General features: G+C 42.0%; 26 protein-coding genes. 7 read left to right on the forward strand and 19 right to left on the reverse strand.

The window, feature by feature from the left end:
* Positions 1–959: 959 nt before the first annotated feature.
* Complete coding sequence (locus R7Q39_RS05425) at positions 960–1,799, forward strand: LysR family transcriptional regulator (protein ID WP_318075860.1); 840 nt, start codon at positions 960–962, stop codon at positions 1,797–1,799.
* Between the two features lie 296 nt (positions 1,800–2,095).
* On the forward strand, positions 2,096–2,308 hold the full coding sequence (locus R7Q39_RS05430) for a hypothetical protein (protein WP_005376260.1): 213 nt from the start codon (positions 2,096–2,098) through the stop codon (positions 2,306–2,308).
* Positions 2,309–2,398: 90 nt separating this feature from the next.
* On the opposite strand, the gene R7Q39_RS05435 is transcribed toward R7Q39_RS05430, so the two are convergent.
* The 10 genes from R7Q39_RS05435 to R7Q39_RS05480 all read right to left on the reverse strand — a co-directional run bounded on the left by R7Q39_RS05435 (position 2,399) and on the right by R7Q39_RS05480 (position 12,184).
* Positions 2,399–2,788 carry a universal stress protein gene (locus R7Q39_RS05435; RefSeq protein WP_042520919.1) on the reverse strand — a complete coding sequence of 130 codons (390 nt, stop codon included), beginning with the start codon at positions 2,786–2,788 and terminating at the stop codon, positions 2,399–2,401.
* Positions 2,789–3,596: 808 nt separating this feature from the next.
* Positions 3,597–3,758 carry a YoaH family protein gene (locus tag R7Q39_RS05440; RefSeq protein WP_005376257.1) on the reverse strand — a complete coding sequence of 54 codons (162 nt, stop codon included), beginning with the start codon at positions 3,756–3,758 and terminating at the stop codon, positions 3,597–3,599.
* Positions 3,759–3,799: 41 nt separating this feature from the next.
* Complete coding sequence (locus R7Q39_RS05445; protein ID WP_258510437.1) at positions 3,800–4,921, reverse strand: conjugal transfer protein TraF; 1,122 nt, start codon at positions 4,919–4,921, stop codon at positions 3,800–3,802.
* A 60-nt stretch (positions 4,922–4,981) separates the two neighbouring features.
* Positions 4,982–5,863: a DUF2861 family protein gene (locus R7Q39_RS05450; protein WP_017820158.1), complete on the reverse strand. Its 882-nt coding sequence runs from the start codon at positions 5,861–5,863 to the stop codon at positions 4,982–4,984.
* 6 nt (positions 5,864–5,869) lie between these two features.
* A complete protein-coding gene (gene vxrB, locus R7Q39_RS05455) occupies positions 5,870–6,532 on the reverse strand; it encodes a response regulator transcription factor VxrB (protein ID WP_005376251.1) in 663 nt (220 codons plus the stop codon).
* Positions 6,507–7,961 carry a sensor histidine kinase VxrA gene (vxrA, locus tag R7Q39_RS05460; RefSeq protein WP_318075922.1) on the reverse strand — a complete coding sequence of 485 codons (1,455 nt, stop codon included), beginning with the start codon at positions 7,959–7,961 and terminating at the stop codon, positions 6,507–6,509. The genes vxrB and vxrA overlap by 26 nt, the downstream gene beginning before the upstream one ends.
* 155 nt (positions 7,962–8,116) lie before the next feature.
* Positions 8,117–9,493 (reverse strand): Re/Si-specific NAD(P)(+) transhydrogenase subunit beta, encoded by a 1,377-nt coding sequence (gene pntB / locus R7Q39_RS05465; protein WP_005376248.1) that lies wholly within the window; start codon positions 9,491–9,493, stop codon positions 8,117–8,119.
* Between the two features lie 8 nt (positions 9,494–9,501).
* Positions 9,502–11,058, reverse strand: a complete 1,557-nt coding sequence (locus R7Q39_RS05470) for a Re/Si-specific NAD(P)(+) transhydrogenase subunit alpha (protein WP_064354790.1) — start codon at positions 11,056–11,058, stop codon at positions 9,502–9,504.
* A 434-nt stretch (positions 11,059–11,492) separates the two neighbouring features.
* A complete protein-coding gene (locus R7Q39_RS05475) occupies positions 11,493–11,774 on the reverse strand; it encodes an HlyU family transcriptional regulator (RefSeq protein ID WP_005376244.1) in 282 nt (93 codons plus the stop codon).
* A 41-nt stretch (positions 11,775–11,815) separates the two neighbouring features.
* Entirely contained in the window at positions 11,816–12,184 is a 369-nt protein-coding gene (locus tag R7Q39_RS05480) for a late competence development ComFB family protein (RefSeq protein WP_053303639.1), read from the reverse strand.
* A gap of 253 nt (positions 12,185–12,437) precedes the next feature.
* Between R7Q39_RS05480 and R7Q39_RS05485 the strand changes: the two genes are divergently transcribed.
* Positions 12,438–13,676: a GGDEF domain-containing protein gene (locus R7Q39_RS05485; RefSeq protein WP_318075861.1), complete on the forward strand. Its 1,239-nt coding sequence runs from the start codon at positions 12,438–12,440 to the stop codon at positions 13,674–13,676.
* Positions 13,677–13,923: 247 nt separating this feature from the next.
* Here the strand turns inward: R7Q39_RS05485 and R7Q39_RS05490 are convergent, their stop codons facing one another.
* Positions 13,924–14,883 carry a diguanylate cyclase gene (locus R7Q39_RS05490; RefSeq protein WP_017634619.1) on the reverse strand — a complete coding sequence of 320 codons (960 nt, stop codon included), beginning with the start codon at positions 14,881–14,883 and terminating at the stop codon, positions 13,924–13,926.
* A 273-nt stretch (positions 14,884–15,156) separates the two neighbouring features.
* On the opposite strand from R7Q39_RS05490, the gene R7Q39_RS05495 reads away from it, so the two are divergent.
* Complete coding sequence (locus R7Q39_RS05495; protein WP_005376232.1) at positions 15,157–15,594, forward strand: DUF3069 domain-containing protein; 438 nt, start codon at positions 15,157–15,159, stop codon at positions 15,592–15,594.
* A gap of 76 nt (positions 15,595–15,670) precedes the next feature.
* On the opposite strand, the gene modC is transcribed toward R7Q39_RS05495, so the two are convergent.
* The 4 genes from modC to R7Q39_RS05515 all read right to left on the reverse strand — a co-directional run bounded on the left by modC (position 15,671) and on the right by R7Q39_RS05515 (position 19,767).
* On the reverse strand, positions 15,671–16,777 hold the full coding sequence (gene modC / locus R7Q39_RS05500) for a molybdenum ABC transporter ATP-binding protein ModC (protein ID WP_005376229.1): 1,107 nt from the start codon (positions 16,775–16,777) through the stop codon (positions 15,671–15,673).
* Positions 16,774–17,463, reverse strand: coding sequence for a molybdate ABC transporter permease subunit (modB, locus tag R7Q39_RS05505; RefSeq protein ID WP_225495875.1), 690 nt, complete (start codon positions 17,461–17,463; stop codon positions 16,774–16,776). Before modB ends, modC begins: the two co-directional genes overlap by 4 nt.
* A gap of 27 nt (positions 17,464–17,490) precedes the next feature.
* Complete coding sequence (gene modA / locus R7Q39_RS05510; RefSeq protein WP_005388039.1) at positions 17,491–18,246, reverse strand: molybdate ABC transporter substrate-binding protein; 756 nt, start codon at positions 18,244–18,246, stop codon at positions 17,491–17,493.
* Positions 18,247–18,315: 69 nt separating this feature from the next.
* Complete coding sequence (locus tag R7Q39_RS05515; RefSeq protein ID WP_318075862.1) at positions 18,316–19,767, reverse strand: cobyric acid synthase; 1,452 nt, start codon at positions 19,765–19,767, stop codon at positions 18,316–18,318.
* Between the two features lie 155 nt (positions 19,768–19,922).
* On the opposite strand from R7Q39_RS05515, the gene R7Q39_RS05520 reads away from it, so the two are divergent.
* A complete protein-coding gene (locus R7Q39_RS05520; RefSeq protein WP_005376220.1) occupies positions 19,923–20,297 on the forward strand; it encodes a YgiW/YdeI family stress tolerance OB fold protein in 375 nt (124 codons plus the stop codon).
* A gap of 154 nt (positions 20,298–20,451) precedes the next feature.
* Positions 20,452–20,988: a hypothetical protein gene (locus R7Q39_RS05525; RefSeq protein WP_318075863.1), complete on the forward strand. Its 537-nt coding sequence runs from the start codon at positions 20,452–20,454 to the stop codon at positions 20,986–20,988.
* A gap of 147 nt (positions 20,989–21,135) precedes the next feature.
* Here the strand turns inward: R7Q39_RS05525 and R7Q39_RS05530 are convergent, their stop codons facing one another.
* The 3 genes from R7Q39_RS05530 to R7Q39_RS05540 form a co-directional block, all read right to left on the reverse strand.
* Positions 21,136–21,819 carry an ATP-dependent zinc protease gene (locus R7Q39_RS05530; protein WP_064354793.1) on the reverse strand — a complete coding sequence of 228 codons (684 nt, stop codon included), beginning with the start codon at positions 21,817–21,819 and terminating at the stop codon, positions 21,136–21,138.
* A gap of 11 nt (positions 21,820–21,830) precedes the next feature.
* Positions 21,831–23,018, reverse strand: a complete 1,188-nt coding sequence (locus tag R7Q39_RS05535; protein WP_318075864.1) for an amino acid aminotransferase — start codon at positions 23,016–23,018, stop codon at positions 21,831–21,833.
* A 155-nt stretch (positions 23,019–23,173) separates the two neighbouring features.
* A complete protein-coding gene (locus R7Q39_RS05540) occupies positions 23,174–24,031 on the reverse strand; it encodes an AraC family transcriptional regulator (RefSeq protein WP_213907658.1) in 858 nt (285 codons plus the stop codon).
* Between the two features lie 120 nt (positions 24,032–24,151).
* Between R7Q39_RS05540 and R7Q39_RS05545 the strand changes: the two genes are divergently transcribed.
* Positions 24,152–25,537 (forward strand): MATE family efflux transporter, encoded by a 1,386-nt coding sequence (locus R7Q39_RS05545; protein WP_318075865.1) that lies wholly within the window; start codon positions 24,152–24,154, stop codon positions 25,535–25,537.
* 84 nt (positions 25,538–25,621) lie between these two features.
* Here R7Q39_RS05545 and nrdG read toward each other — a convergent pair whose 3' ends face one another.
* Entirely contained in the window at positions 25,622–26,092 is a 471-nt protein-coding gene (gene nrdG / locus R7Q39_RS05550; RefSeq protein WP_005376213.1) for an anaerobic ribonucleoside-triphosphate reductase-activating protein, read from the reverse strand.
* Positions 26,093–26,108: the final 16 nt, after the last annotated feature.

Raw genomic sequence — 26,108 nt, forward strand, 5'->3', positions numbered from 1 at the left:
CTAAAGAAATAGACGCCATTTTTTATAAGTTGCTAATTGAAGAGCAAGCAATCGTAGATTGATAGATCGATATTAGCTATTTTATGGTAAATAACCATTATGTTTAATGCTCACAGTAAGGCCCTTAAATTTAAAATCTGCAGGGGAATAGGAGCATACTCAGACAACATTTAGCGTACAGCAATACGAAATTTAACATAATATACATAATGCGAACCTAAGGGTTAGAAGATTAGCATTGGTGAGGTCAGTTTAGTTACACCGTATTTGGCTGTTGCTGCTTTAAAACCGTGTGGCTGATTAAGTTCCTTCATTGTATCTTGAGTTACGTTCAACACAGTACACGTTGGTTCTGCGTCTTGCTCATTCAATATGAGTCAACATGGACACGCATTTGCTTAACCCAAACGTATAAGTACTAGATTACCTTTATAGGAACAAAGAATCTAACAGATGTAAACTCTCTACTTTTCAATCTATACCTAGATCTTTCTTCATATGTTCACTCAACTCGTTAGTGGTTCTTACATTAATCTTATGTTTGCAATGATGGATTCTCAACTCTTCACCAAATAATTTTACTAGTGATTTGGTATACAAAGTACTAATATTATTTATTATTCTATACAATGTATCTTTCTGATAAACACATCTTTTCGAATTTTGTATTGCAGTCTTCATGTTTCAATATCCTTACACGTTTAACTTTATAATTTAAAAAATCAATTTCAACTCAAATTTTTTATTTTTAAATCTTTATTTTCTATATTTAATCCGATTGAGTTAATTCCTTCAGGATATCGGTTTAACTTAATATCCAATATGGTTTTATTAAGATAGTAGTCTACCATTATTTCATGGCGGCTTTTAAATATCATTGTCCCCCTCCGATGATGCAAGTTATACTTTCCCACCAGTTAAAAGACAACGTGACTCAGAGTTGCAAAAAGGTAACAATCATGGAATTGATGAACAATGAGCTGATCTGCTTTGCAGCCATTTGTAAACACCTCTCTCTTACATCGGCATCAAAAGAACTTGGAAAGTCTAAAGCTCAAGTCAGCAGGCAGCTAGCAGCATTAGAAAAACAACTTGGCGTAACACTCGTCCACAGAACAACAAGGAAACTCGTTTTAACTGATCATGGCGAAAGCATTAGAGAACTTGCTATCAAGACGTTAGAGAGTTTGCACGAGTTAAATTACAGAGCTAGCTCGTTGAGTGAATGCATTGATGGAAAGTTTAAAATCACAATGCCCAACTCTATAGCCTCTTCTATTTTTGGTTCTGTTCTTAAAGACTTAAAAGAACGATATCCAAAAGTTGATTTTGAAATATCGTCAAGTAACAATGTAGAAAATTTATTAGAAAGCAATGTAGATTTAGCGATTAGGCTTAATAATGTTATTGATGACACTCTTATTGCACATAAAATTGGTGATTATAGTGATGTTTTGATATCTAGGGTAAGTAATGCCAACAACAAAACACTATTAATCTACAAACATCATTCGAATAAGGAATCAATTAAAAATCAATATACTGATGTTATCGAAGTTGATAACACCTCTATTTTAATAAACTTTGTTTCTGAGGGAGTTGGGGTTGGTGTCATTCCAAACTATCTTGTTAAAAGTAACTATATAGACAAAAACATCCGAATATCGCAAACTTTTGATATAGAACATTCCATGTATATTGCCTACCCTTATCAAAACCCTTTGCCAAGAAAGCTAGCTGAGATATCTACTTTTATTCGGTCTGAGTTATCACAAGTATTGAAGAGTGAGTCATTTTAGGGCGGTTGTTCAGATTTAGAATTTTGCGTTGTCTACTCAACTAGGCCTAACGCTAATCTTTGTAACATATTGTTTCAGCGGCATTTATTAACCCCCCCATCTTTATGCTTGCTATCACAATGTGGGATGCTCTTCCGTCTTGTTATCAAGGTTTTGCGTGGAATAAATCACGTGGGGTAAATGATAGATTGACTTACATTAAAATTTTCATCAAAAGCAACTTTATATAAAATTGATTTCATACCAATCTATGTGTATCTTCTACCCATATCCCCACAATAACCAAGGAGAATGCCATGGATAAGCTACTCGCGTCTGCATTAGAAATTAAGCAGCGAACTATGGTGACTGGCTTTTTTGCTAGAAATGGATTCAAAATCGCTATGACCGATTTTGATGATGTCACTTTTGAGCGAGAAGGCGTGCAAGTTAACGTACATTTTGATCTGCAGTCAAACGCGGAGTCTGCATCTGTTTTATCTCATGAGGCATCAATCATTCCTGGCTAAAAACTTTTATTATCACCGATACACCAAGCCGAACATAAACGTTCGGCTTTTTATTGACAAAAAATGATGAGTGCGAACAAGAGTTGTCGATCACTCGTCTAAATAGACGATTAATAAATCAGCTTCAACTTCGTTCACAACCTTTGGTATCGATGAAAAAAAGCGACTCAATAAGTTGTGATGATGACCACAGACAACTAAATCTATCCCCTCTTTTTTGACGATTCCCGATAGTTTTATATGAAGATCGCCGATTACTACCATGGTCTCGTTTACTGGGTATAAGCATTTATCAGCGAGCTCTTGCAGCCTTCTTTCCAATTCTTGCTCTTCCTTCGCTTCCATGACTATGCGATCAACATCTACGTGAACAAATGAGAGTTTGCTGCTTGAGTTATCTGCTTGCATTATTGCTTTTTCGATAACGGCTTGGCTAGATTTAGATAAGTCGACAGCAACCAAAACGTGCTTGTAACCCATCATTCCTCCCTTGGTTAGTTTTTGTTCTCATATTAAGTCTAGTCCACATAGAGCGAACACAACATCAAAACTACTGCTACTCATCCAAAGATCAACGATGTTTTCCCAATTTCTTCTCTAATTATCGGACTATTTAACAGGAAGGACGTCAGGGAACATTACGTTGTAACAGACGTTACTGTTCTTGATTTCTACTACTCTTGAGGTTTCATATTACCCACTTCAACGTCGCCTAGTTTAGTAAAACTACTTTAGGTTAAGCGTGTTCAATATGTAACGCTCCGCTCAAATCCAGGAGACGTATTTCGGCTAAAAAAGCAGCTCAATAAGATGAACTTCGATTCATCTATTACATATGTCTGCGAGTGCTTACTGTTCTTATATCGCTTATTTAATAAGTCTAGTTTAATTACCGTTATAAGTTACGGTGTATCTTTTTTTCTTTTTTCAGCATAATCCTCTACCTGGGAACGAAGTCCTCTCGCACTTTGTAATTAAATTACAAGATTAATCGCAACCAATATGGTCGGCAGATTAAATACCCGAGGTAAATAATTGATATTATTGAGTTTAATTTATGAGTTCTTTAAAAAATGCCTAATTACCTGTGCTACGAAAACTAAGGTTAACACGATTGGGTAAAATTTTACTAACTCGCTATTTAGTCTTAAAGGCAATTGAACAAGATTAAAATCATATAGGTTTAGTAAATTGTAGTTACAGCGTAACTAGGGTGGTGTTTGGGAATGTAAAGGAATTGAAAATAGAAAGGCAAAAAAACAGGGCGTATGCCCTGTCCATGAATTGATTAGTTTTGTTGCTGTTGTTTTTCTGCGTACTCAGAACGAATCCGTTCGGCAACAATTTTGATAGCTTCTGCAGTACTTGTGCCCTTCGCCATCAATTCTTGAATTCTCTCTACAGCTTGTTGTTGCTCTTGGTGAGATAGAGGGGGTAAATCGTCAAACATAAAAAGCTCCTCATTTTGAGGAGCTGACTATAACGATTCAATTAATAGGTAGCAAGGAAATTAATGGATGCACCCATAGCGTTCTCGTTTGTGTACTGAGCTGCGATATCCAATTCGAACAACTTAAGTGGAGACAACCCGATACCAGCAGTAATGGTTCCTTCGTCCTTACTTCGAGCTAAGTTCTTCATATACCCTGCTCGTAATGCCATTTGACGCAAAATATCAAATTCAATACCAGCTCGAATCATTTGCGTATTATCATCAAAGGATGAAAAACGTTTTTCTTCGTTAAGATCGTAGTCAACACTCATCGTAAAGTAATCGGCAACAATCCCTGCCCCAACGGTGTATACAGGACGCATGCTATATTCGTATGATTTTATCGTATCGCTGCCATATTGGAATGATTTTGTTTTAACGTCTCTTCCGATCAAATTTTTCGCTGAAATACCGAGACGATATGGGCCAAAGAACCAAAGTGCGCCTGCGTCTAAGTTAAACATCGTTTCCGCGGTCTCATTTTCACGTAAGTCTTTAGTATCAAAATTCTGAAAACTCGTGGCGTATGAGTATGTGTATATACGCTGAAGTTTAGGAGTAACACCAAAAGAAAGGTGTTGGTTCATGAAATTAGTGTATTTAGCAAGTGAAATACCAGCTTCAGCCACGCCAATAGAAACACCTTGTACATAGCTATCATCTAATGGATTAGTACCTGAGGTATCAACATTTGGTTGTACGAATGATTCAGTGTATAGCTTACCGTATGCAGTTGCAGATAAGAATTTGTTGGGGATACCAATGGCAACGACACCACCAAGATCAAAGTCTGTCTTTTTCCTATCGATAGCATCCATCGATTTTTTGATTTCATCGACGTCTGTCAATTTGCTGATGCGTTCGATTTCATCAACTAGATCATATTGATCATCGTAGCTGCCACCAAAACTTGGCACGATCATTCCTGCATCGTCATTTCGGCGATAAATCGCAGTAAGAGCGGGGTTGAAAAAAGGCGCAGTTAGATAAGTTGCTGATACGGTACCAACGCCCCCCATTGCATCACTACGAGCCTCTATCGCATAAGTAGCAGCAGAAGCAGCATTAGCGAAAAGAATAGTAGCAACAGAAGTGGCAAGAATTTTATATTTGTTTTTCATACTACACTTATGATTTTAGTTCGTCCTGAACCTTTATCGGCACAAGTAGTATTTCTTTAACTATTCTTCCTGGGAAAGATCATAGGTTCGGCTAATAGTTTGAGCCTGCTCAACAATTATATCGCCCTGCCAACGGCGACTATTGATACTTACCGCCAATACGTATCTATCGTTTGGGACACCCGCTAGCTCCAATGAATTTGGATAGTTAGACTCGTAAGTCTTTTTCCACATTTGCTCGTACTGGCCATCAATGTAGTCATACAAACCGACTTCAAGTTGCGGTAATGGACAATGGGGATTACGAAGTGCGCTCTTTTCTACTTTCCAATTCTCTTTAGATGTCCAACGAACATATTGAGAAGAGTTTGAATCTCCAAGTATTACCCAAGTTCGATACTCTTGTTTATCAGTAGAAACAACGGTTAAGTGATATAAACCAGCTTCAAGTTTACCTGTTAAGTTATAGCGTTTCGAGTAGCTACGCTCGTTGGCAAGTTCTGTCCCGCTCGGCTGTTGTTCATAGCTGAATGAACTGTCCGCGGATATAGAATCATCCACCCATCGATTAAATGAAATATTTTCGATGTCAGTTGTAGCTCTTAGCTTGATTACCAATCTAAATGTATCTCGCCCAGGGCTTTGAATAGTCTGACGAATAACGTTCACACCACTTATCCAATCAGGCAGCGTTACACCAGTGAGAGCCTTGCCACAGTTTTTAGATAGTGACTGACCAAGAAGATCATTAAGGTGAGGAGTCAAATCTTTACTTGGTTCCGTTTGCCAGAGTTCAACAAGAGAGTTGAACATACCCGCAAGATCATCTTCAAGTAAGTGTTGATGTGCCTGTGTTAAAGGCGTGTTAGTTTGAAACCAGTCCATTGCATGGACTGGTTTCACTAACGCTAATGAGAGAACTACAGGGAGTAGTATTTTCATTACGACTTATGCTTTCATCTTGTAGCCAACACCACGAAGTGTTTCAATTTCCAGTCCTGGCAGTTTTTGACGAAGCTGTAGTACATGTGTATCAACCGTACGTGTTGTCGGGAAGTGATTGTAACCCCAAACGTGGTCAAGTAGCTCATCACGAGTAAACACGCGACCTAAGTTTGACGCCAAAAATAGCAGCAAATCAAACTCTGTTCGAGTAAGCGTAATTAGCTCGTCTTTATAAGTCACTTCACGAGTCGAGCGGTCAATCTCTAAGTCTTTTGTAATCACTTTATCAGCGTTGCTTTGTTCTGCTGAATCCGGTGCTCGTAGCTGTGCACGGATTCTCGCAAAAAGCTCCGCCTCAGCAAAAGGCTTTGTTAAGTAGTCGTTCGCGCCGGAATCAAGGCCTGCAACTTTATCTTTTACGGTAACAAGTGCCGTTAACAAGATAACTGGTACGTCTTTAATCTGTTTCCATTCTGGGAGACATTGTACAGAGTCACCATCTGGGAGTTGGCGATCGAGAATTACCAAGTCAGCTTTTTTCCATTGTGGCTCTACGTCTGCAATACGCTCCACATGTAAACACTCATATCCTGCTTGTTCCAGGCTTACTAACAGGCCGTCAGCCAAGTTTTTATCGTCCTCAACGAGAAGCAGTGTCTGTTTCACAAGGTATCTCCAATATAAAAGTTGTAGGTGGTCCCATTAAGGACATTTTTCCGCCCATGCGGCCTACCATAGATTCAACGATTGTTAATCCAAGTCCTAACCCGCTCTTACTTACGAACGGTTTCTTCAAATTTGCCCAATCTTTAGCCGTTAGGCCTCCTGCATCTCGGACTTGGAATACTATTTTTTCTTCACTAGTTGAGACATCCAATTCAACCGGTGCGACACCGTACTTAAGCGCATTACGAAGCAAGTTATCGATACAAGTTCCTAACCAGTACACATTAACTTTAGCAGCCACATCTTCATTGATGTTAAAAAGCACGGCACTATCAAATTCTTCTTCGATCTTAAATTCTAACCAATCTGCAACGGATGGTACCCAATCTGTTGCAAGCATTTGGTTATCAGATTGCAAATAATCTTTACTTGCTTCTGCCAATTGACGCAGGCGGCGCGTATCTTCACACAATCTGCGGAATTCGTCATACACACTTTCAGGCAAATGCTCGAACTCTCGACGAAAGCCTTCAACCGTTAGTGACAGAGATGCAATCGGTGTTCTGAGCTCATGCGTTAAAATTTGCAACACGAGCATTCTACTACGTAGTTCTTCTCGCTTGCTATTCCAACGGTACACCGCCCAACCAATCACCAAAAGAATATTGGCGATTACCAGTATGATCATACTGATCCGCAAAACTTGCGAGTGATCTTCTACATCCCAACAAATATTGCCTCGTTTAACAAAGCAACTTTTGCTTTGAGAGGCTAGAGCGTATGACAGACCCGCATTCGCTACGTTCTCTTGCCAGATATCTTTCTCGAAAACAAAGTAACGGTCACCACGTCTTAGCCAAAGTTCGTTACCTTCAATAAACATGCTCGCGCCTGCAATCAAAGCATTAATGGCGTCGTCATCCATGTTTTTCAAGCTTTCTAGCAACTCATCCCCTTCCTCGTTATCACGCTCTTTTATATGCATGTACTGAGATAGTTTGAGTTTGAGTTCTGGATACTTATCCACATAACGTGCCGCGTACGTCCCACCACCAGGGTGAATGAGACCACTACGCGAGAACCAACGAGGTGTCAGCTGCGTCCCTTTACAAATCGCTCTTGTAAATACTAAAGGCTCAGTAATTAAAGGACTTAATGGTAATTTGCCACGACAAGTATTCGCCAAGCTGTAAAGCTGTTGGATATCTTTTAACGGATAGTCAGACGTTTGCGGCAGAAGCGAATCTGGCGCAAGTAACTTGGTAGGATAATTTGATTGCAGAATACGAATATCGTACGACTTAAGAGCTACTTCATAGTTAAATAGCTCTGTAAACGTATCTATTCTTTCTGGTAGTGAATCGGAAAATGCAGGTGCCGAAAAAAGCGGCAATACAGTTGCAAAACCGAGCAAAAACTTTTTAATCAAACTGTTACCGTCACTTGTTACATTAGCCAAAACTATACATCAATCTACAAGCAATTGACATCTGCTAACAGAAGGATTTGCATTACTATAACATTGAAACGGAACAAAAAAGGGCCAGCGATTGCTGACCCTGTATAGTTTTAAATCAAGAATTGTTAAAGTGCTTTAAAAATAGACTCAACACTTTCTTTCGCATCACCAAATAGCATTGATGTATTTTCTTTGAAGAACAGTGGGTTCTGTACTCCTGCGTAACCAGTATTCATTGAGCGCTTGAATACCACTACGTTTTTCGCGTTCCATACCTCCAATACGGGCATACCAGCGATTGGGCTGTTCGGATCTTCCAGTGCGGCTGGGTTGACCGTATCGTTAGCACCGATAACCAATACGGTATCGGTTTCTGCAAAGTCATCATTGATTTCATCCATTTCAAGAACGATATCATACGGTACTTTTGCTTCAGCGAGTAACACATTCATATGCCCCGGTAGACGACCCGCTACTGGGTGAATCCCAAAGCGAACTTCAATACCTTGTGAACGAAGTACATCAGTAATTTCATGAACAGGGTATTGTGCCTGAGCTACTGCCATGCCATATCCTGGAGTGATGATTACTGATTTTGAGTTCTTCAACATCTCTGCAACTTCTTCAGCCGTTGTTTCACGATATTCGCCCTGCTCTTCGTCACCTGAAATCACTATCTCTTGACCAAAACCACCGGCAATAACACTGATAAACGAACGGTTCATTGCTTTACACATGATGTAAGAAAGAATCGCACCTGATGAACCTACCAAAGCACCTGTTACAATCAATAGATCATTTGCGAGCATGAAACCTGCTGCCGCTGCTGCCCAACCTGAGTATGAGTTCAACATAGAGACAACAACTGGCATATCAGCACCACCGATTGAAGCGACTAAATGGTAGCCGAATGCGAACGCGATCAAAGTCATCACAATAAGAGCGAACATGCTGCCATCTGCTTTTACGAAGTAGATCATAAGAAGCGTAGAAATAACAACCGCTGCGAGGTTCATTTTGTGCTTATGAGGCAGGTTAAGTGGCGACGAAGAAATCACACCACGCAGCTTACCAAATGCGACAATTGAACCGGTGAAAGTTACGGCACCGATGAACACACCCAAGAATACTTCTACAAGGTGGATAACATGCTCAGCATGTGTTGCTGCTTCTGGCGCATCTAGGTAACTGTTGTAGCCAACTAAAACCGCAGCTAAACCTACAAAGCTGTGTAGAATCGCAACCAGTTCTGGCATCTCGGTCATTTCTACTTTCTTCGCATAGAAAATACCGATCGCACCACCTATCGCCATCGCGATAATGATCCAACCAAAACCTTGCGCATCTGGGCTAAAGATCGTCGCTATTAGCGCGATCGTCATACCAGCGATACCGTAGTAGTTACCATTACGAGCAGACTCTTGCTTTGAAAGCCCCGCCAAACTCATGATGAAAAATAATGCAGCAACAATGTAAGCTGCTTGTACTAATCCTGCAGACATTGTGACTCCTATTTATCTTTGCGGAACATTTCAAGCATACGCTTGGTGACGGTGAAACCACCGAAGATATTGATACTCGCGATCAATACGGCAATAAAAGATAGGAATGAAACGACGCCATTACCTTGTCCAATTTGCAGTAATGCACCAACGACAATAATGCCAGAGATAGCATTCGTTACTGACATTAGTGGAGTATGAAGTGCATGGGTAACATTCCATACTACGTAGTATCCGACAACACACGCTAGAACAAATACAGTAAAGTGAGAAAGAAACGCTGCCGGAGCAACCGATGCAACCCATGCAAAGGCTCCAACAGCCGCTGCCATACCAATAATTTTCTTCGTTGGAGACGTAGGTTCTTCTACTTTAGGCTCTGGCTTCACAGGCTGTTCTTGTTTCACTTGCGGCTGAGCTGAAACCTGAATTGGTGGCGCTGGCCAAGTAACTTCACCTTCTTTCACCACGGTAACGCCACGGATAACAACATCTTCAAAATCAATATTGATGTTGCCATCTTTCTCTTTACACAGCAGTTTTAGAAGATTGACAAGGTTTGTCGCGTAAAGCTGAGAAGATTGTGTTGGCAAACGACCAACCATGTCAGTGTAACCAACAATTTTTACGCCGTTATCCGTCATGATAACTTGGTCTTTCACTGTATATTCACAGTTACCGCCATTAGCGGCTGCCAAGTCGACAATTACACTGCCCGCTTTCATGCTGTCGACCATTTCTTTGGTGATCAACTTCGGCGCAGGTTTACCAGGGATGAGCGCGGTCGTAATAATGATATCAACATCTTTAGCTTGCTCTGCGTATAACTCTGCCGCTTTTTTGTTGAAGTCATCAGACATTTCTTTTGCGTAGCCATCCCCAGAGCCAGACTCTTCTTGAAAGTCAACGGTCAGGAACTCAGCGCCCATCGATTCAACTTGCTCTTTTACTTCTGGGCGGACGTCAAACGCACGGACAATAGCACCTAAGCTACCTGCAGCACCGATAGCCGCCAAGCCAGCGACGCCAGCACCCGCAACCAATACTTTCGCTGGAGGTACTTTACCGGCAGCCGTAATTTGACCTGTAAAGAAACGACCAAACTCATGAGCTGCCTCAACCACTGCACGATAACCAGCGATATTAGCCATCGAAGATAGCGCGTCTAAGGCTTGTGCACGTGAGATACGAGGAACGGAATCCATGGCAAGAACGTTAATGTTCTTACTTGAAAGTTGTTCCATCAACTCAGCATTTTGAGCCGGCCAAATAAAGCTAACCAGTGTTGCTCCATCTTGCAGTAACGCAATTTCGTCAATGCCTTGCTCATCATCCACAATTGGCGCATTAACTTTTAAAATAAGGCCAGATGCCCAAACTTCTTCACTAGAAAGGATTTTCGCACCAGCTGCTTCATAAGCGGCATCATCGAAACTCGCTAGCACCCCCGCTTGGGATTCAATCGCGACATCGAATCCCAATTTTATTAACTGCTCAACCGACTTCGGCGATGCAGCCACTCGCGATTCACCCGCGAGTATCTCTTTAGGTACACCGATTTGCAAAACGCATACTCCTTGTATACATATCAATAAATTAGTCCCAAAACAGAGCGTCGCTCTACTCTAATTCTTTTTTATTTCTATCTGTTTACCACGCAAGACAATTGCAAACGAAAGATGATGTTTGGGGACACCCATTTGCACAATAACACCTTGACTAACAGCCCTGTTATTATTCTGTTTGTATCGAACGCGTCTCATTACTTCAAGTGTTTTGTAATTTAAATACTAAATTTCATTACATATAACGCTAAGTAATGAATGATTGTCGCTCTGTGCACGAAAAATAACAACGCAACACCGTACTAGACTGAGGTCTAATCAGGTAACGATTAAATACTGACTTAACAGAGATTTAAGCGTTAAAAAGAAAGAGCCACTAGCATATACACTAATGGCTCTTTTTAAGATGACTGGAATCAAATTGCAGTAAATTGCTAGTCGAAGATTTTATCGCCCATTTGATCAATAAACATTTGAGATTTCTTCAACATAAGGTCATTGGCATCTTGCTCTGAGCCAAGCAAATCGGAGCGAATAAACCGATGTGTTTTCACTTCATCATTGTCATGCTTTTCTATTCGACCAGCGATGCGATATTGTCCGCCCTCTGAAAGGCTCTCTGGGTAAATAAGGAAGCCTTTATATTCAACTGGTTCGATATTTTTGGCTTCAACCGTTTTCTCACTACCACCAAACAAACGCGAAAAAAATCCCACGATTCCTCCTTGGGTCAGCTCATTAGTCAACTGAGCGACTCTTACTTAATATTAACGTTAAGGATCGGTTTTTCATACCAATCCAACTCTTTGTCATCATCATAACTAGTATGGGAAAAAATTACAGGCACATCATACTCTCGGTTCTTACGCCTGTCTTCTTTCACCATTTCTGCGGCGTTTTTCACCGCTATATCCGCGCTTTGCTTAAACTGGCCTAATTTTTGTTCAGGAAGTGAAGACAAAAAATCAATATCATGACGGATATAGACAGGCTTGAGCTGGATAAGCGCAAGGCAAGCAATATCGGCTAACTGTTCGTTGTCATACTGTTCTAAAAATTCGGGCAAACTGAGAACCTGGCCTACTAAGGTTTCCATGTAATTGTGCACATCTGAGCTTATCTGCATCTGTAAATCTCCTTTTTCCTATGAAATGAGTATAGCAACGACTTGTTTATAACAACTTATTGATTGCTCTTAATTTAATCAATCTCTCTCTTTTTGCCGTAATGTCTTCCAAAATACTTGGGAAAAGGAACAAATAGACGTATTCTTGCTAGTTCTCAAAGTTCGAAATTCAATAACGGATAAATATCCATATTGATAAAACGATTTACCTAACCAATTATATAGTCAACTATTTTCAGGCAGTTTGTAATAGATGTCCTCATCGTCAATGACTTCATCAGGCTTCAGATTCTTATTCCCTTTGTTGCTACTGGGCATAGTGAGTTCGGGCATGGACAGCATTATTCAGATGACTCAGGCAAACTGGGGCATTGCCGCAAACTTGCCGTACATACTATTAGGTTGTGCGCTACTCCTTTGTTATTCATTTAAGCAAGGCAGAGAGTCCATGGTGTGCTTGGCAATGTTGCTAGCCTATTTCGTGATACAGCACCGCCTACAAGTCCCGCTTCAAAGTGGTACCGCTTTACTTGAGCTAACCATTTTAGCCACGTTACTTCCTGTCTCGTTTCTTACGGTATTTTTGTTTAGTAAAGAAGGTTTTGACTCCAGAGCCATGTTGACTTACATCTTGATGTTAGCAATGTTCGTTCTTTGGTCTTATCTAACGCTAGCATATTACGTTGAAGGAGGGTTTGAACAATGGACAAGCGGTATTTTATTTATTGTACCGACGGTCTCTAAACTGCCTTTAATTCTTGTTTTATATTGCGTGGGTATTGTCTGTTTTCTTGGAATTCTTGTTTTAAAGAAGAATGAAATTATCCATGCGATGACCTACTCTGCCATGGTATTGGCGTCTGCGACGTTCATTTTCTTTGATGTGCAGTACATATCAAGCACCATGTTTACGCTAACAGGGCTGCTTATCATTATTTATGCCGCTTCCGCTAGCCATCAACTGGCTTTCACCGATAGCCTAACGCTGATTCCGAGCAGACGTGCACTTGATCTCGATCTAAAACACATGGGTAAGAAGTTCACGATCGCAATGCTTGATGTTGACCATTTTAAAAAGTTTAACGACACCTACGGTCACGATACTGGTGATGACGTTCTAAAAATGGTCGCTTCGCGCCTCACTAAAACCCCAGGCGGCGCAAAAGTTTATCGATTTGGCGGAGAAGAATTTACCATCGTTTTTAAAGGCAAATACGCTGACGAATGTAAGAACTTTTTGGAAGAAGCTCGTAAATCGATTGCAGAATACGAGATGATATTACGCGATGAAGAATCTCGCCCTGAGAACCATAAACAAGGACAAAAACGTCGTGGTAGCAACAGTTCGAAAAGAAAGTCGGTTTTTGTTACCGCAAGTTTCGGAGTTGCTGATAGCCGGAATGGGCAAGCTCCTCTGGACGTCATTAAATTAGCGGACGAAGCACTTTACAAAGCGAAAAAGGCCGGACGTAACTGCATAAAGCTTCGTTAGACCCTCACCAATAGTGAAAGTTAACAAGCTTGTCCGGGTTTAAAACAAAACCGAACTTCCCCATCAGCATAACAACTGCACTCATCGTTGCCACTATCCCGATGTTATCTATCTAATCAAAGGTATAAGGTATACGACCGATTGCGACATCCGTTCGTACTGTTTGCTTATCTTACTTGAGTTAACTTTAAAAGAATTACCAAAACGTGACAACGCAACAAAAAAGTGGTATTCATAAGGCTTTGTTTTAAAAAGAATTAACTACAGTATGTGTGTTTCTTCCCAAAGATTTTGATGTATATAGTGCTTTATCAACGGTTGCATACAAGTCTGATTGCACTTCTTTCCCTGTTGGTTGAAAAACAAAAACACCCTGTGACACTGTCACTCTATTTGACACACTAGAATACTCATGTGGGTAATCGAGAAAATACATAGCCTCTTGTATACGCTCGGCTTCTCTTTCTGCTGTTTGAGTGTCGGTACACCCTAGCAACACAACAAACTCTTCTCCACCATATCGACCTACATATTCCCCAGAGCGACAAAACGTCGCCTTTAGTTGATTAGCAATCGCTTGCAAGCAACGGTCGCCTTCAATATGACCGTAATTATCATTAAACGGTTTAAAAAAATCGACGTCCAATAGAATCAAAGCCATTGGCATATTGTGACGGCCATGCCATGCAACCATCGATTCCAACTTATGGTCGATATAACGGCGGTTATAGAGTTTGGTTAGGCCATCTTCATTCGCTTGCTGAGTCAAAAGTTGATTAACTTGCTCCAATTGAGCTGTCGCTTGCTTAAGCTCTCGTCTCATATGAGCAATACGCTGCATTGCGATAAGTTTAGAGTTCAGTACCAGTTTATCTACCGGCTTAATTAAATAGTCATCACCGCCCGCGTCTATGGCTTTAGCAATCATTTCTGGCTCTTCGTGACTACTCAAGAAAATAATAGGGATCCAATCCGGAAACGTTTCTCTTATATGAAGAGAGACTTCAAAACCGTTCATATCTGGCATTGATATATCGAGTAACACCAGTTCCGGATCAAAACTCTCGTAGGTATTTAACGCCTCTAGTCCACTACCTACGGCTTTTACAATATGTCCAAGTTGCTTTAGACGAATAGCCAACTGCATCCTGTCTAGCTGAACATCGTCAACCAGAAGGATTCGCATCGATGTCCCTGTCGGTTGCATAACGCGTTCCATTTTTAATTATGTCTTTATTAAACATATACCATACTCATAGAGTTGTTGCATTCGACTCATAATTAAGTGCTATATTTTTGTTTGAATATCACGGAATCCATTGCATAAAGCAGTTAGACTGGACGTTACCCTATCTAATCATGGCCTGTGAGCAGAAGTTCAACAAACTCATTCACTTTGGTCATCTTGCGGACTAATGGGTATAGCTATTTGATGCATTTGGTATTAATATTCCCGCCTTTTTGTAATGAGAGACACACCATGTCAGAAGCAACTAACAGCGAAAGCAAAAAAATCGATCTAGCCAGCATTTCTCCAGAGCTACGTAAAGTTATCGAATTTGACGAAGTTCCAGAGCAAATGTTCGAAATGGTTACCTCTATCCATGAAGTGTCTGAAGAAGCGGTACGTGAATCATGGGACGAAATGCCAGCAAGTGCACAGAACATTCTAGACAACTTTGAACAGTTTCATGCTCTAGTTTCTGTAGGCCAAGCATTCGCTGGTATTAATGTGATGGAAGAGTTTCCTACTCTTAATCTGCCAGAAAACATGACAGATGAAGATAAAGAAGAATACCGTGCTCAACTACTTGATAATGTGCTTCACAACTGTGTGAAAGACATGGTTAAGCAACTTAAGAAAGCACGTCGTGACCCACTTCTTAAGCGTGAATTCAAAGAAGTATTCGCGAAGTAATTCCGACATTCTTCTAGTAACAAAGGCCGCACTTTGCGGCCTTTTTTGATCATGAAGCGTAAATCAGTCTAAACGGTTAATGAGGCGCTAGTGCCATATCTTTTTGTGTCACACTGACACCTTTAATTTGTGCAAAAACACGGCTACCAATTTTTAGGTTGAGATCGTCAAGGGCCCACGGTGTGATCGTTGCCCACAAATAACATTTCTCGTCTAGCTTGAGTGATACATTAATACTCTGTTTGTCATCGGCTGCGTTAAACACTTCGATGGAATCGACAATAGCAGGCAGAATATTTCGAATCGACGTCGCCTTGGGCTGCTCGAGCGTGATAGAAACGTCGTTGGCACGCACTTGCAAGCGTATTGGCGTGTCTGGTGTTCCGTCAATCTTTTGCACCCACAGGAATACATTAGGTGCAAGGCTGATACAAGTCAGTGCATAACGTTCATGATGTTCAGCAATCCGGCCTTCAAATAAGCTGCTTTGATCTGAGAAAGATTGCCATGGACGCATAGCATGAGAAGCCCACACCTCTTCAAGCTTACCTGAACTCGAAATTTTACCTTGGTCAATAATTGCAAGGTGCTGAGCAAGCCTTAAAATTTCCTGGAGACTGTGTGTGACATAGATAATAGGGATATTTACCTTCTCCGACAACTCCTCGAGAAAAGGCATTACCTCACGCTTTCTTGGCATATCGAGTGAGGCAAGTGGCTCATCCATCAAAAGCAAATTGGGCTTAGATAGCAATGCGCGCGCAATCGCAACACGTTGCTTTTCACCACCAGAAAGTGATACCGGAAAGCGCTTTAGTAACGGTTTGATAGACAAGAGTTCGGTGACTGCATCAAAATACTCGTCATCTTTTTCTTTAACGCCATACAACAAATTGCCTTGAACCGAATAGTGAGGAAACAAACGTGAATCCTGAAACACATAACCAATGCCACGCTTGTGCGTTGGTAGGTTTATTCCCTGTTCACTGTCAAACAAAACATGCTCACCAACCGCAACATACCCTTGCCTTGGAGTGACCAATCCGCTGATGATGTTAATCAACGTCGTTTTACCTGCACCAGATCGTCCAAACAAGGCACTAATTCCGTTACAGGGTAACTTAAGTTTGATGTCGAAGTCAGTCTCACCAAGCATTTGTTTAAATTGGACTTTAATCGTCATTGCTTCGCACCTAATCTACTTGCCGCTTTACGATTTAGCCATTCAGAGATCATTAATGTAGACAAGGCTAACGCGATAGAAATGATACACAGACGAGCCGCCTGCATTTCTGCACCTGGCGTTTCAATAAAGTTGTACATTGCCAGCGGAATCGTTTGGGTTTCATCCGGAATGTTAGAGACGAAACTGATCGTCGCCCCGAATTCGCCAAGACTACGAGCAAATGACAGCATCGTGCCCGTAATAATTCCGGGAATGGTCAGTGGTAACGTGACGGTGAGAAACACTTTTAAAGGAGAAGCGCCTAACGTAGAGGCTGCGTGCTCCAATTTAGGGTCGACGCTATCTAAGCTTAAGCGTACTGAACGAACCATCAAAGGCAAAGCCACGACAATACAAGCGACTACTGCCCCTTTCCAATTAAAGCTAAATACTACCCCTAAGTTTTCATAGAGCCACTTTCCAAGGAACCCTTGTCGTCCTAAAGAAATCAACAATAAATAGCCGATTACCACTGGCGGCAATACCAGTGGTAAATGAATTAAGCTATCGAGAATCGATTTACCAAAGAACGTTTTTCGAGAAAGTAGCCAAGCAAGAAAAACGCCGAGAGGAATCAGCCAAAGTACTGCGTACGCGCCTACTTTGAGGCTTAACATTAAGGCTTGGTATTCCAGTTCTGTCACGCTTCGTTCCTATAATTGAAGGCCGGTTTATTGCTGAAAGCCATATTGAGCAAAAACGCGTGCAGCTTCGTCCGATTTTAGGTACTGGAAGAACTGCTCCGACTCAGTAGAATCATTCACAATTGCAGCCGGGTAAACAATAGCCGCATGCGTATCACTCGCAAATTCGCCGACAATTTTGACTTTATCAGTTAACTGAGCATCGGTTTTGTAGACCACACCTAAAGGCGCTTCTCCACGTTCAACCAACGCCAAAGCTAAGCGCACATTCTTTGCTGGTGCGACGTGAGTTTGAACCGCTTTCCATACACCCAGTGTAGTCAATGACTCTTTCGCGTACATACCAGCAGGTACTGACGTCGGATTGCCTAACGCAAGACGATTTCCATGCAATGCCTTCTCCCATGCCTTTGCATCAGAAAAGTTAAATGAGGTTAATTCTGAAGACTGAGGAGCAATTAACACTAAGCTATTGCGCACTAGATTTGTGACATTGTCACGATAAATGACGTCTTTATCGACCAAATAGTCCATCCATTTCGTGTTCGCAGAAATGAATACATCCGCTGGTGCGCCATTGATAATTTGTCGAGCGATAGAAGAAGAACCACCATAAACGGGAGTGATAGAAACGTCATACTTTTCTTCAAAGTTTTGCGCGATCTCGTTAATCGCATTCGTCATAGAAGAGGCTGCATACACTTTTAGGTTCGTTGCTGCGTTTGCTGAAAATGAAATGCTTAATACTGCCGCAAGGCAAGCATGCTGTTTCCATGCTTTCATAGAGATACTCCAATACAAGGCAAGCGAAAGAACTGGTTATTTGAATATAAAGTTCAATCAGTTAATGTGCTATTTAAACAAAAAATCAAGGCGCATATGTTGTTCTATCGCATCTGCGATGCGATTAATGCCTTGCTCCTTTAACTCTTCAAAGTCTTGTTGTTTGATTTGGGTGCCGTTTACCCATTCTGATACCAGGCTTAAGGCATCTGCCTCGTCAAAGAACCCGTGAAGGTAGGTTCCCATGATTTGGCCACACTCGCTGATCGCCCCCTCCGCTTCACCGGAACTGAATGTAAGAGGTTGCAGGCCCCGTACTTCACTTCGCCCTACGTGGATTTCATAACCCTTTACATTGGCTGTTTTGCCGTTAAGAGAAAGCTGTGCTTGTGTGTTTGTAAGCTGTTTGCTGTTAGTTAGTGTCGTAGTGATATCAAGCAAGCCAAGTCCTTCTCTTTGACCTGGTTGGCCTTCGACGCCGTTTGGATCATCAATCAAGTTTCCAAGCATCTGGTAGCCGCCACAGATACCAATCACTTTTCCACCAAGACGAATATGACGCAAGATATCTTTATCCCACCCCTGGCTTCTTAGATAATCCAGATCGTCTCTCACTGATTTGGTCCCAGGCAAAATAACTAGGTCGGCTTTATCTATTTTTTCGCCTTTACCTACATAACGTAGATTGATGTCTGGATTCAATCGCAGCACATCAAAATCAGTATGATTACTAATCCGGGTTAAAACAGGCACAACAACATTCAGTTTTACCTCAGAGTGCAACTCTTGCTGCGCAGTGATCGCGTCTTCTGCTTCTAAATTCAAACCATGGAGAAAAGGAAGTACACCAAGTACAGATTTACCTGTTTTTTCTTCTAGCCAATCGAGGCCCGATTGCAATAAACGAATATCACCTCGAAAACGGTTGATAACAAATCCTTTTACTCGCGCTTGTTCAGATTCAGAAAGTAGCGCAAGTGTTCCGTACAAATGTGCAAACACTCCACCACGATCAATATCAGCAACAATGATCACTGGTACATCAGCGGCCTCAGCAAAACCCATGTTTGCAATATCGCCTTCTCGTAAATTGATTTCAGCAGGACTCCCCGCGCCCTCGATAATGATCGAATCAAATTCTTGAGTCAGACGAGAGAAGGAATCTAACACCGTATCCATCGCCACTTTCTTGTAATCATGAAAGCCAGCCGCATCCATATTGGAAATCGCCTTACCCTGCAAAATGATCTGAGCACCTGTATCACTGTTAGGTTTAATTAAAACCGGATTCATATGTACAGTTGGCTCAATATTACACGCCTGTGCCTGAACGGCCTGTGCTCGACCTATTTCACCGCCATCTTTGGTTACCGCACTATTTAGTGCCATGTTTTGTGGCTTAAATGGGGCAACATTTATCCCTTTTCGTGCTAATACACGGCATAAACCTGCCACAAGGACACTTTTTCCGGCATCCGAAGTGGTGCCTTGAACCATTAAAGATGGGATCGCTGATTTCATGAATGTTTGTAAGGAATAGAGGAAGATGAACAATCATAACGTCATCGTCCCCACTTACTCAAGCAAATGAATAGAATATGAATGTTGAAATCATCATTGGTTCAAACAAGCCCTGTTTTAATGACCCCATCAAAACAAACCGATGAGGATGTAACATGAAAAAGAATACAATTATCGCAACAATCGCCGCCTTAGCTATTGCTCCTTCTATCGCGTTCGCGAAAGATAACGCTCAAAACCAATCAAACTTGCAGTTTAACGGTCCTGTCACTGTGGAAAAATTGGATGCCTTGCTAAACGACTCCAATATGTTTACTGAAAAAGATGTGGTCGTTGAAGGTAACTTATTGCGTCAAGTTCGCGCGGATAAGTTTGTCTTTAGCGATGGTTCCGGTGAAGTGATGGTCGAACTCGATGACGATATTCAGCTAAATACTCCGATTGATCACACGACTAAAGTCCGTCTGTTTGGCGAATTTGAAGGCGGGAACAAACCAGAGATTGAAGTCGAACAACTCGTGGTCATGTAAAACAAACCCCGATTGCTGTGCATATCAACATGATGTAGTGACGATTACAGCTAAATAGTGACGGCAAGCACTTAAAATGATAGCTTTATCAATCTTGGTCTGCTTTTTGCAGACCATTTTTTTGTTCATTTTAATCATCTTGCCCGGAGACACCATGCTAGGTAAAGCTCTAAAGGTTGCAGCCTTTGGTTTGTGTGCTATTTTGCCACTTTCCGCACACGCAAATAATTTCAACTACAACACGATGGAATTTCGCATGGGCACTAGCCCTGGTACATTTGGTGGCGAGTTCAATACCTACTTTACAGAGAATACCCATTTCATTGCTCGCGCAGACAGTGAATTCAGCGGAGACTGGGACATTGCTGGTGGTATAGGCTTTAATGGGCCAGCAGGCCAATTTGCAGATATTTATGGCCAAATGTTGGTACACAACATTAAAGAGAACGACAGTGATAAAGTGGGCGACGAGTGGCGCACGGAAGTGAATATTGGCACTCGTATTTGGTTTATGCAAAATGTTGAGCTACATGGCCGTATCGGCCAAATCATAGATAATGACGATTCGAACACCATTTACAATCTGGGCGCACGATTCCACTCAACTCAGCAACTATCGCTTGGTGCAGATTTCAAAAATAATGGTGTCTATGGCCAGCAAATTGTAATGTCTGCTCGTTTTGCATTTTAGTGGACATGACTATGACTATGACTATGACTATGACTACCAGGGCATCACAAGCAAGCATATGATTCAATAAAAATGGCCTCCAATTTTGGAGGCCATTTTTTGTTAATCACGAATTATTAGCTTGTAGCAGAAACTAGCTGTAATACATCAGTTTTTAGCGGTTTTTTTAGGTTTATCTTGCACATATTTTTTCGATACATCTACAACGGCGATATCTCTAAAAAAGCTTCGACCAAGCAAAATTGGAAACGTCATATGTCCGCGATCCGCTAACGTAAACTCTGTCTTTTCTTTGTGATCCCCAACGGTAATGTAGGCTTTTACCACCGCTCGTTTATCCACCTCTTCTGACGAAGACTGCTTAACTTTAGCCCAGCGCTCAACGGGTACTTTAAATTCTTTGGTGTCTTTGTCACCTAAATCTATCTTAAATTTAACCCAGTCTTTACCATCACGCTCAAACGGAACAATGTCAGTCGCACTAATTGATGATGTTGTCGCCCCTGTATCGACTCTAGCCTTGAAAGTCTGGTCAATTTCAGGAACATAAACCCATTCTTCAGAACCAAGAATTAACATGCCATCGGGTGTTTTTGTGACCTTGACTGGCTTCTTAGGTTTTGGTTCCGGCTTTTTCTCAGGTTTCGCTTCTGGTTTGGGCTCCACCTCTGGCTTTGGATCTACATCAGGTTTCACTTCTGGCTCGACTTTAACGGGCGCTTCGACCTTTGGCGACTCTGGCTCAACAGGTTCCTGCGTCGTTTGAGTTGACGTACAAGCAATTAAACTGCCGCTCATCATAAGCGGCAGAATCAGTTTCCAGTTTTTCATCCACACTCCAATTAAGCTTGAAATACTTTCTTAATTGCGTCCGCTACGTATGGAATATGAGTTTCGGTAAGTCCGGCAATGTTAATTCGACCATCGCCAACACCATAAATGCCATAATCTTCACGCAGTTGCGCCATTTGGTTTCCACTAAAGCCTAGCACAGTAAACATGCCTTTGTGACCCTCAATGAAATCAAATTGATCTGTATTATGGTTGTTTCTCAACTCGTTACACAAACTTTGACGAAGGCTAACCAAACGATGTTGCATTTCACTCAATTCTTGCTTCCAAACGGAAGTGAGATTGTCATCCTGCAGAATGGTCTTAACTAAAGATGCACCATGGTCGGGTGGCATCGTGTAAGTCGAGCGAGCTAGAGTGAGGAGTTTACCTTTTGCATTGGTTACATCATGCATGTTCTTACCAACCACAATCGCTGCACCAGTTCGTTCACGGTACAGACCAAAGTTCTTCGAACATGAAGTAGTAATCAACATCTCTTCAACGTTATCTGCCATAAAACGAAGACCTTTTGCGTCTTCTTCTAGGCCATCACCGAAGCCTTGGTAAGCAATGTCCACAAATGGGATGAAACCGTTCTTCTGCGACAATTCTGTAATGGCTTGCCAAGCAGAGAAGTCAATATCTGCACCAGTTGGGTTGTGGCAACAACCATGAAGAAGTACCACATCTGAAGGCCCAGCTTTCGCAAGATCATCCATCATTTTTGCGGTGTCTACTTGTTTCGTTTCCGAAGAGAAATAGTGGTAGAACTTAACTTTAAGGCCTGCTGCTTCCATCACTGGCTTGTGGTTTACGTAGCTTGGGTTGGAAATCCAAACCGTCGTATCTGGCTGTGCGATCTTCATTAGATCACCGAGCATACGCAGCGCACCACTTGCACCTGGCGTTTGAATAGCTGCAACACGATCCATTGCAGACGTTCCCGTCAGCAGCAAATCGATCATGCTTTTATTAAATTCTTCGCAACCCGCAAGACCAACATAAGACTTGGTTTTTTGAGTTTCAACAACGACATCCTGCGCCATTTGAATGGCTTTCATAATCGGCGTTTCGCCTGCGCTGTTTTTGTATACGCCAATGCCAAGGTCAACCTTGTTTGGACGTTCATCGTTACGGTATGCAACGGATAGAGATAAAATAGGATCTAATACGGGAGTTGGGAGATTAGAAAACATGAAAGTCATAACCCTTTGAAATTCAAGTACCGAACCTCACGTTAACACTATCGCAAAAAATGACGAAATGATTTTTCACTTATTTCATCAATTAGAGAACAAAATTCTGGATTGCGGTGAGTTTTGTGCGCTCTATCGTTCAGAAAAAGAACGATTCACTCCTCGTCGTACCAATCCACTCTACCGTTTTTTCTAAACTCTCTTGGTGTCATGGTCGACCACGCTTTAAAACGTGTACTAAAGTTTGCGCTGGTCGGATATCCGACTATTTCTCCAATATGCTGAATTGGCCATTCTGTTGAACGAAGTAACCTAGCAGCATATTCCATGCGCATACGCGTTAAATGTGCCATTGGGCTTCGACCAAACTGCTTTTGAGTCAGTCGATGCAAATGAGGCTCCGAACATGGATATAGAGCCGCCACCTGCTCAACGCTCCAATCCTTATGGAGCTGACGTTGGACAAGGTCAAATACACGCCGAAGCCTCAATTGGCTGCGTGATATCGACTCTGAGGGCGGCATGTTTAACATCAGCTCTAACTGAGCCACACTATGCTCACCTACCGCACCACCATAATCGATTGGAAGGTGAATGCTGCGTAGTAGTGTTTGGATACATGCATACATCACTTCAGGTGTAGATGAAAGCTGATAGCGAACATCACATTCTAATATCGGCCACTCTCTATCAGGAGCAAGAAAAAGCCACGCGATCTGCCAAGGTTCTTCTTCTATACCAAAACCGTTTTCAACACCTGCGGGTACTGTAATCAACGAGCCCGGTTCCAAATCGTATCGACAAGCCCCACTCTCTAGCCACCCTTTACCACGCACCGTATAGAGCAGCATGTGTTTCTTTTGGTTTTTACGATAAACAGAGAAGAAGTCACGACAAGTGGCAATGCCGCACTGCACAATACCTCTCTCCTCAAGTGCTAATACTCGACTGTGATCAATAAACTCTTGATAAGTTTTTTCTGAAATCGCGTAGCGTTCTTGTTTATCTTCCATGATTTATTGGCTCACATGTGCGTTAGTAGAGAGTTTTACAAAGGTTTTGGATTCCTTTGAAAAATACACCGCCAAATCATGAGGATAAACTACTCGCATTAATCTTTAAGGAGAAATGCGATGCTCTTAACACGCGAATACATCGATAAAGCATTTTGGCAAAAGCTGATTACGATTGGCCTACCTGTTTCACTTCAGTCCATGCTTTTTACTTTGCTCGGCGTCGTGGATATTTTCATGGTAAGCCTACTCGGAGAATCTGCAACGGCAGCAGTTGGAGTTGGAAATCGTATCTTTTTCTTCAACCTAGCAGTTGTCTTTGGCCTGTGCGGTGCAGTTACCGTACTTGCTTCTCAATACTACGGCTCAGGAAACCTAGCCGGAATTCGCAGAACGTTGGCGCAATCTTGGTTTATTTCCATTTTGGTGACGCTGCCGTTTATCGTTCTTTATGCGATTTTTGATGAAGAGATCGTCTCTTTTATGTCAGACAATCCTGAATACGTCACTTATGCACGTGATTATCTTGTGGTTACGGGCTTTAGCCTCATTGCTACGGCGATAGTAGTACCGATTGAATCGGTATTGCGCTCCGTGGGCCAAACCAAACTGGCAACCAACGTTAGTATCTCCGCCATTGTCGTTAACGTCGCGCTTAATTATGTTTTGATTTTTGGTTTATTTGGTTTCCCTCAATGGGGCGTATTTGGTGCAGCCGTAGGTAGTTTTGTTTCTCGATTTTTCCAAACCGCCGTCTTGATTTATTTTTTCTACAAACGATATGCTTACCTAATTCCGACTAAGTTCGATTGGGTACAAGGCCGCCTAAAACAGTATCGAAAAAAGTACTTTAAGGTTTCTTTACCCATGTTGGTCCACGATGCGCTTTGGACTGGTGGATTGATCGTTTACAGCATCATCTATGGTCAATTGGGCGTTTCAGAACTGGCGATCATCTCATTCTTATCACCGATTGAAGGGGTACTGATTTCAACCTTTATGGGATTTGCGGTCGCTGCATCCGTTCTTCTTGGGAATGATATTGGTGCAAAACATTATGACCGAGTCGAGAAAACGGCGTGGTGGTATGTGTTAACCAGCGCAATCTTAGCCACCTTGCTGTTTTTCCTAGTGTGGTTGAGCTCGCCCATGATTCATCACCTATTGGTACTGAGCCCGTTAACCGATGCAGACATGGCACTTAACGTATGTTTAGTCATGGCGCTAGGTATGATTTTGAGGGTGTTTAACATGGTTGGGATTGGCGGCGTACTAAAGAGTGGCGCTGATATTCACTATAGCATTTTCATCGACACGTTCGGTCAGTGGGCTATTGGCATCCCCCTTACTTATTACACAGGCATGGAGTTAGGGCTGCCTTTGCATTTTGTCTTGATGTCTCTGCTCGCGGAAGAGTTAGTGAAAGGCGTACTGACGACTTACCGTATTCAATCTAAACGTTGGATAAATAATATGGTTGAAGATGACCAATCGGTGACAGCGTAACCAAAAAGACATTAACGAACTCACACCAAAAGGGCTCACCCGTTATGCACGCGTGAGCCCTTTTTATGTGCGGAGAATGCTTGATTAGATGTCCGTAAAGCGATGAATGATTTGGTTTGAACTGCCACGCCATTCGAGATTGAGGTCTTTCTTGTCTTGTTCAAACTTACCATCAATCAAAACATCGATGTATTGCACCACTTCCCTTTGCGCGTCATTCAGTTCCGTCAGCGTGTAGCCAGTCCAAACCCAAATGTCTTTACCTGGGCACTCCTCTCTCACCCTTTTCACTATCTTCAAAATATGAGGCACATTAGCAGGGTGAAGCGGATCTCCACCCGACAACGACAAGCCACGGCGTTTGATACGCGTGTCGTTTAAGTCAGCGATGATTTTGTCTTCCGCTTCTTGCGTGAAAAGTACACCAGAATCCAAACGTTGCGTCGACTGGTTATAACAGCCACGGCACTGATGCACACAACCCGACACAAACAGCGTACAGCGCGTACCCGGTCCGTTAACAACGTCAATTGGATAGTATTGGTGGTAATTCATAATGCGTCTCTGTGTT

The organism is Vibrio sp. 947, assembly GCF_033339115.1.
GTDB lineage: Bacteria > Pseudomonadota > Gammaproteobacteria > Enterobacterales > Vibrionaceae > Vibrio > Vibrio alginolyticus.